The organism is Mesorhizobium sp. Cs1299R1N3 (assembly GCF_037179625.1).
Lineage (GTDB): Bacteria > Pseudomonadota > Alphaproteobacteria > Rhizobiales > Rhizobiaceae > Mesorhizobium > Mesorhizobium salmacidum.
Window position 1 is genome coordinate 359,235 of sequence record NZ_JAPYKQ010000005.1, and the last position, 6,000, is coordinate 365,234.

General features: G+C 63.6%; 11 protein-coding genes. 7 read left to right on the forward strand and 4 right to left on the reverse strand.

The annotated features are described in order from the left end of the window. The first annotated feature begins 245 nt into the window (after positions 1 to 245). The 6 genes from O7B34_RS15105 to O7B34_RS15130 all read left to right on the forward strand — a co-directional run bounded on the left by O7B34_RS15105 (position 246) and on the right by O7B34_RS15130 (position 2,682). Positions 246 to 455: a cold-shock protein gene (locus O7B34_RS15105; protein ID WP_010915421.1), complete on the forward strand. Its 210-nt coding sequence runs from the start codon at positions 246 to 248 to the stop codon at positions 453 to 455. A gap of 343 nt (positions 456 to 798) precedes the next feature. Beyond that, a complete protein-coding gene (locus O7B34_RS15110; protein WP_337142861.1) occupies positions 799 to 1,026 on the forward strand; it encodes a hypothetical protein in 228 nt (75 codons plus the stop codon). Further along, complete coding sequence (locus tag O7B34_RS15115; RefSeq protein ID WP_027144452.1) at positions 1,026 to 1,433, forward strand: hypothetical protein; 408 nt, start codon at positions 1,026 to 1,028, stop codon at positions 1,431 to 1,433. Before O7B34_RS15110 ends, O7B34_RS15115 begins: the two co-directional genes overlap by 1 nt. A 1-nt stretch (position 1,434) precedes the next feature. Beyond that, a complete protein-coding gene (locus O7B34_RS15120; protein ID WP_140507392.1) occupies positions 1,435 to 1,593 on the forward strand; it encodes a hypothetical protein in 159 nt (52 codons plus the stop codon). Between the two features lie 52 nt (positions 1,594 to 1,645). Further along, positions 1,646 to 1,981, forward strand: coding sequence for a YkgJ family cysteine cluster protein (locus O7B34_RS15125; protein ID WP_337146777.1), 336 nt, complete (start codon positions 1,646 to 1,648; stop codon positions 1,979 to 1,981). Between the two features lie 89 nt (positions 1,982 to 2,070). Next, positions 2,071 to 2,682 (forward strand): LysE family translocator, encoded by a 612-nt coding sequence (locus O7B34_RS15130; RefSeq protein WP_023766446.1) that lies wholly within the window; start codon positions 2,071 to 2,073, stop codon positions 2,680 to 2,682. Between the two features lie 112 nt (positions 2,683 to 2,794). Here O7B34_RS15130 and O7B34_RS15135 read toward each other — a convergent pair whose 3' ends face one another. The 3 genes from O7B34_RS15135 to O7B34_RS15145 are packed head-to-tail and all read right to left on the reverse strand — an operon-like array spanning position 2,795 to position 4,680. After that, the gene (locus tag O7B34_RS15135; protein ID WP_337146780.1) at positions 2,795 to 3,181 is read right to left on the reverse strand and encodes a nuclear transport factor 2 family protein; all 387 of its coding nucleotides are present in this window, start codon (positions 3,179 to 3,181) and stop codon (positions 2,795 to 2,797) included. 20 nt (positions 3,182 to 3,201) lie between these two features. After that, positions 3,202 to 3,636, reverse strand: a complete 435-nt coding sequence (locus tag O7B34_RS15140) for an OsmC family protein (protein WP_337146782.1) — start codon at positions 3,634 to 3,636, stop codon at positions 3,202 to 3,204. Positions 3,637 to 3,666: 30 nt separating this feature from the next. Next, positions 3,667 to 4,680, reverse strand: coding sequence for a zinc-dependent alcohol dehydrogenase family protein (locus tag O7B34_RS15145; protein ID WP_337146783.1), 1,014 nt, complete (start codon positions 4,678 to 4,680; stop codon positions 3,667 to 3,669). A gap of 98 nt (positions 4,681 to 4,778) precedes the next feature. Between O7B34_RS15145 and O7B34_RS15150 the strand changes: the two genes are divergently transcribed. Next, the gene (locus O7B34_RS15150) at positions 4,779 to 5,390 is read left to right on the forward strand and encodes a TetR/AcrR family transcriptional regulator (RefSeq protein WP_337146785.1); all 612 of its coding nucleotides are present in this window, start codon (positions 4,779 to 4,781) and stop codon (positions 5,388 to 5,390) included. Positions 5,391 to 5,488: 98 nt separating this feature from the next. Here O7B34_RS15150 and O7B34_RS15155 read toward each other — a convergent pair. Then, positions 5,489 to 6,000, reverse strand: a 512-nt coding sequence (locus O7B34_RS15155; RefSeq protein WP_337146786.1) for a TCP-1/cpn60 chaperonin family protein, incomplete at its 5' end; no start/stop codon positions are given.

The window sequence follows — 6,000 nt, forward strand, 5'->3', positions numbered from 1 at the left end:
TTACCCAGCGATCGGGACTAGCCGCGTGAGGTGCTTTCAACTGACGGATTTCGGGCCGATAGCGCAATATTTGACAGGCGGCTGAAACACGGGTAGAAGAAATCTGTCGATATTTGTTTGACTGACTTTTGTTATCCGCGCTTTCGAGCGCGCCTTTGACGAACTTCCCACATCAAAAATCGAGACAAACGACGTTGTGCATCCGCACGGCGGCGAACGAATATTTGCCATGGAAAGGGTTCGTCATGAGCACCGGCACAGTTAAGTGGTTCAACGCCACCAAGGGTTTTGGTTTTATTCAGCCTGACGACGGCTCCGCCGACGTTTTTGTCCACATCTCGGCCGTGGAACGCGCCGGCATGCGCGACATCGTCGAGGGCCAGAAGCTCGGCTACGAGATGGTCCGCGACAACAAGTCGGGCAAGATGTCCGCCGACCAGTTGAAGGCGGCCTGAAGAAAGAATTCAGCCGTCCCGGTGACCACGGATGTACTGGCACCGGTGAATGGCGAATTCGGGCGCATGGCCATGGGGACCTGAGTTTCCAAGGTTTGTGCTGCCCATCAGGAGCTAGCCTTGTGCATCCAGTTGGATGCGCGGCGCTCCCAGGGAAGGTCAGGCGGTGCCTGGCCTTTTTCATTTTACGCTTGTTGCCGCTGAAAATGCGCTGCGCATTGGGCTGAACGTGCTAAGGGACGCTCCAGCAATTTGAATCCGCTGCCGCATTGCTTTGTGCATGGTCCCGACCGAAGACCCGGTCTCGCCCTATCGGCACCAGGCTCCTGACAGGAGAAAGATTTTGACCGCTCATTCGAAGACAGCCGTCGATCCGGCCGTGTCGCTGTTCAGCAAGACGCAAACCCAGTCGATGTCGCTCAACCGCATCATTTCCGAGCGCGATGCCGTCAGCCAGGCGCGGGAAGCCAAGACCGCGCGCTTGCGCGAGTTGCGGCTGGAGAAAGAGGCCGACGAGATGGCCGCCGCCGCAGCACTCGCGTCGCTGCCGAAACGAGCCGGAAAACGCTGATGGCCACCAAGCGCGTACCGTCAACGCCGATCGCCGCTGATGCGACCATCGCCGACATGGTCGAAACCCTCGACAAGCCGGTCGAATATGTCCGTCGCGTGCTGGAGAAACTCGAACGCTGCAAGCGCGCCCATGGCGATGCCCAGGTGCGCATCGGCGTGCGCGGCCGTGCCGAGTGCCCGAACTACCTCATCGAATATGTCCGCGAAGACGCCAAGACCCATGAGCGGGTGACCTATCAGGATGCCGCCTATAGCGGCAGCACGCATCGTGAGCTGGCGGTGCATCACATCGCGGAAGCCAGGAACTGGTCGCCCGAGGAAATGAACATCACGGCGGTTTCGGCGCTGATCGGCCGCCTGCGCAATCCGCGCGCACCATCATCGCGTTTCGCCGACGAGGACTGACATGGCCATAAAATTCTCCGCCAAGGACCAGCCGGCAGCGCCGGCTTCCGCCGCAAAGCCGGCCAAGCCGGTTGCCGCGCCAAAGGCGGCCGAGGCAGCGACCGATCTGTTCAAGTCGCCGGCGGACGCACCGAAGGGCAAGACCGGCAAGAAGAAGTAGCGCCTTGCCTGGGGACGCCGATCGCAACGTTGCTGCTTCGGAGCCGTTCGCCGTGGCAGCCGCGACCACCCTGCCTTCGTCTCAACCGGGCATCGCTCCTGTGTTCGATTGCCAGAGCTGCGGCGCCTGCTGTTCCTATTCGGCCGAATGGCCGCGCTTTTCGACCGAGGACGATGCGCAGCTCGACCGCATCCCGGAAAAATACGTGGCGGCCGACCTGTCGGGTATGCGCTGTGACGGCGTGCGCTGTTCGGCCCTGTCCGGCGAAGTCGGCAAGTCGACCGCTTGCACCATCTACGAAATGCGACCGGATGTCTGCCGTGCCTGCATGCCCGGCGATGACGAGTGCCTGATGGCGCGCCGGGCGCTCGGATTTTCCACCGTTTAGCGCGCCCTCCTGGCGGCGAATGCCGTGGCTTGTGCGCACCCCGCTTGCTGGCTAGGCTGCGTCAGGGCAGGGCGCTGGAGGAGATCATCGTGAGCATCGAATTTCTGTTGACGTCGCTGATCGTCGTGGCTTCGCCCGGCACCGGCGTTCTCTACACGCTGAGCGCCGGACTTTCGCGCGGTGCGCGGGCCTCGATCATTGCCGCCTTCGGCTGCACGCTCGGCATCATCCCACATATGGCCGCTGCCATCACCGGTCTGGCGGCGCTGCTGCACACCAGTGCGGTTGCTTTCGAGACGCTGAAATATCTCGGCGTCGCCTATCTGCTCTACATGGCCTGGAACACGCTGAAGGAGAAGGGCGGCCTGAGCGTCGAGGACAATGTGGCGCCACGCTCGGCCGGCAAGGTGATCGCCACCGGCATCCTCGTCAATGTGCTCAATCCGAAACTGTCGATCTTCTTCTTCGCCTTCCTGCCGCAATTCGTCAGCACCACCGAGCCCAACGCACTGTCGAAGATGCTGGAGCTCAGCTCGGTCTTCATGCTTTTGACCTTCGTGGTCTTCGTCGGCTACGGCATCTTCGCGGCGTCGATCCGCAGCCATGTCGTGTCGCGACCGATGGTGCTGACCTGGATGCGCCGGACGTTTGCCGGCGCCTTCGTCATGCTCGGCGCCAAGTTGGCACTGGCGGACAGGTGATCGCGCGGCTTACAGCCTGTCGCGGCGAATAGGGTTCGCCCGACCTGCTGTAAGCTTCTCATTTCATGCATGTCGTTGTCCCGGAACCGAGGACACTTCCGGGCGACGTGCATTAGCCCTTGACGTAACCCATGGCCTCGACGATCCGCCCGTCCGCGACGCGCATCAGGTTGACGCCGCGCAGCGAATTGCCGTCGGCCATCCAGTAGCGCCAGCGGATCGTGGCGCGGTCGCCGGCCACGAAAGTCTCTTCCAGGTCGAAGCGCGTACCGGGTGCGGTGGCGATCGCCGACCACAGTTCGACACAGGCTGCCTTGCCGGCGCGGCGCGCGCCGTCCGGCGCCGGCGTGGTGTTCTCGATCACGCAGTCCTGCGCCACCAACTCGTCGAGAGCCGAGGGGTCGTGACGCTGGAACACGTCGTTATAGCGCCGCATGATTTCAGCCGTTTCGCCGGATCGGTTGGCTGCGGCGATGTCGATGATCGATTCCTGGGTCATCGGATTTTCTCCTTCCGTTCTTAGTGAGTTATGAGGTTCGCTTTCAGGGTGATCGCGGCGACGCCGGCCAGCGCCCGCGAGACGAGGCATCCCGCGTTGGCCGACTGCGCCAGCCGCTCGAAGTCGGCGGCGGCGAGACCGGCGACGTTCGCCTCCGTCTCAAGCTCGATGCGGGTAATCGTCGGCCCGGCCGCGGTGGCGCCCAGATGCACCTTTGCGATCGTGTGGATATCGCTTGCGATATGACCTTCGCTGCCGAGAATGGCGGTGAGCGCCATCGAGAAGCAGCCGGCGTGGGCGGCCGCGATCAGTTCCTCCGGATTGGTTCCGGGGCCGTTCTCGAAGCGGGACGGAAACGAGTAGGCGCCTTCGAAAACGCCGCTGCCCAGCCTTAGCCGGCCGGATCCTTCCTTGAGCGTGCCGTGCCATTCGGCCGATGCGTCGCGAATTGTCATTGCTCTCTCCTTTGGTTGATGAATAGGGGCTCACGCGCCGTCGATAACGACCTTGCCGAACACGTCGCCCCGCATGAAATGCCGATATGCCTCGCGCGCTTCGGTAAACGGGAAGACCTTGTCGATGGCGGGCTTCAAGCGATGCGCCGCGACGGCGGCGAGCATTGCCTCCAGCCCGTTGCGGCTGCCGACGAAGACGCGGCCGATGGTGACAAGACTGCGCTGGTAGACGGCGGCTGGGATCTCGACCGATCTGCCCTTCTGGTCCTGGACCGTCAGCAGTACGATGCGTCCGTAGAGGGAGCTTGCGATCAGCGATTGCGTAAAGGTCGCCGGCCCGCCGGTCTCGACGGTCAGATCGATGCCGCCCGTCGCCTCGCGCAGCTTGTTGCCCCAATCCGGCGTCTCGGCCGTTGCGATGACGAGGTCGGCGCCGAGCGCGCGCAACCGGTCGGATTTTTCGACGCGTGAGGTGACAGCCGCCACGCGGCAGCCCATCAGCTTGGCAAACTGCAGCGCAAACAGCGCGACGCCGCCAGAGCCGATAACCAGGACCCATTGCCCCGGTTTTGGGACCTCGGCGCCCGTCAGCGCGCTCCAGGCCGTCAGCCCCGCGCAGCTGAATGTCGCGGCTTCATGCCAGTCGAGATGCTCAGGCAGCCGCACCGCCCATTGCTCGTCGAGCAAGGCATATTCACCGAGCATGCCGTCCAGCGTGCAGCCGAGCTGGTCGATGAGCCCGGCGTTGATGCGGCCGTCGATCCAGCGCGCGAAATAGCTGCCGGTGACGCGGTCGCCGACGGCAAAGCGGGTGACACCATCGCCGATGGCCACCACTTCGCCGGCGCCATCGCTCACCGGCACGACGCCGGCCCGCGGCGTCAGCGGATAGGTGTCGTTGAGGATCATCGTGTCACGGCGATTGAGCGAGGTGGCGCGCACCCGCATCAGGATCTGACGTGGATCCGGCTGGAGGACCGCTTCCTCACGCATCACCAGTCTGTCGAGGCCGCCGTCCTGTCCTTCCAGCCGATATTTTTGCATCACTGCCTCCGAAATATGTAGACCGATTTACATATTATGTAGACCGATTGTCATATTCTGGGCAAGCCCTATAATGCGCACTCCTGACAGAGGTTGACATGGCGACGGACACACGCACGCGAATGATCGAGGCGACGGCACTGCTTTTGCGGCGGCGCGGCTATCACGGCACTTCGTTGAACGACATTTTGGGTGCCAGCGGCGCGCCGCGCGGCTCGCTCTATTTCCATTTCCCAGGCGGCAAGGACCAACTGGTCGTCGAGGTGACGCGCGCCAGCGTGGCCGATGTGTCCGTGCGGTTGGGTGCCCAACTGGCGGCGGAAAGCGATCCGGCGGTCGCCGTCCACCACATTTACCAGTCCGTCGCCCGCATGCTGGAAGACAACGAGTTTTCGCTCGGCTGCCCGATCGCGCCCGTGGTGCTGGATGCGCCGAACGACGTGCCCGACCTCGAAGAGATCTGCCGCTCGGCTTTCGAGCAATGGATAGGCTTGCTGCGGGATGCCTTCATCAGGGCAGGGATCCCGGAGCGTCGCGCGCAGGCTCTGGCGCTGCTGGTCGAATCTTCGCTGGAAGGCCTGATGGTGATTGCCCGCGCCACCCGCGACCGCGCCCCGCTGCTGGCAGTGGCTGACGAGGTCGGGGCCCTGATCGAGCAAGCGGTGCTCGCCGGCAAGGTGGCGCAGCAAGCGGAGACTGTTGCTGTCTGACGCTGGTTCCAACCAACCGCGGTGGAGCACCAGCCTCAACAGCAAAGAAAAGGGCGACCTCTCGGCCGCCCTTCGATAATTTTGCGAGGATGGCTGGATTAGAAATCCATGCCGCCCATGCCGCCCATGCCGCCGCCGCCCATGCCGCCAGGCATGCCGCCGCCAGCCGAGTCCTTCTTAGGAGCTTCGGCGATCATGGCTTCGGTGGTGACGAGCAGGCCGGCGACCGATGCCGCGTCCTGGAGGGCCGTGCGCACGACCTTGACCGGATCGACGATACCCATGACGATCATATCGCCATATTCGCCGGTCTGGGCGTTGTAGCCAAAGGTCGCGCCCTTGTTCTCGAGGATCTTGCCGGCGACGATCGATGCTTCCGCACCGGCGTTGGCCGCGATCTGGCGGGCCGGAGCCTGCAGTGCACGACGAACGATGTTGATGCCGGCGGCCTGGTCGGCGTTGACGCCGGTCACCTTGATGTTGGCCGAAGCGCGCAGCAGGGCAACGCCACCGCCGGCAACGATGCCTTCTTCCACGGCCGCGCGGGTCGCGTTGAGGGCGTCATCGACGCGGTCCTTCTTTTCCTTGACTTCGACTTCCGTCGCACCGC

Coding starts and splice junctions, on each gene's coding strand:
- O7B34_RS15105 (WP_010915421.1), top strand. CDS start 246: ATGAGCACCGGCACAGTTAAGTGGTTCAACGCCACCAAGGGTTTTGGT.
- O7B34_RS15115 (WP_027144452.1), top strand. CDS start 1,026: ATGGCCACCAAGCGCGTACCGTCAACGCCGATCGCCGCTGATGCGACC.
- O7B34_RS15120 (WP_140507392.1), top strand. CDS start 1,435: ATGGCCATAAAATTCTCCGCCAAGGACCAGCCGGCAGCGCCGGCTTCC.
- O7B34_RS15135 (WP_337146780.1), bottom strand. CDS start 3,181: ATGACCCAGGAATCGATCATCGACATCGCCGCAGCCAACCGATCCGGC.
- O7B34_RS15140 (WP_337146782.1), bottom strand. CDS start 3,636: ATGACAATTCGCGACGCATCGGCCGAATGGCACGGCACGCTCAAGGAA.
- O7B34_RS15145 (WP_337146783.1), bottom strand. CDS start 4,680: ATGCAAAAATATCGGCTGGAAGGACAGGACGGCGGCCTCGACAGACTG.
- O7B34_RS15150 (WP_337146785.1), top strand. CDS start 4,779: ATGGCGACGGACACACGCACGCGAATGATCGAGGCGACGGCACTGCTT.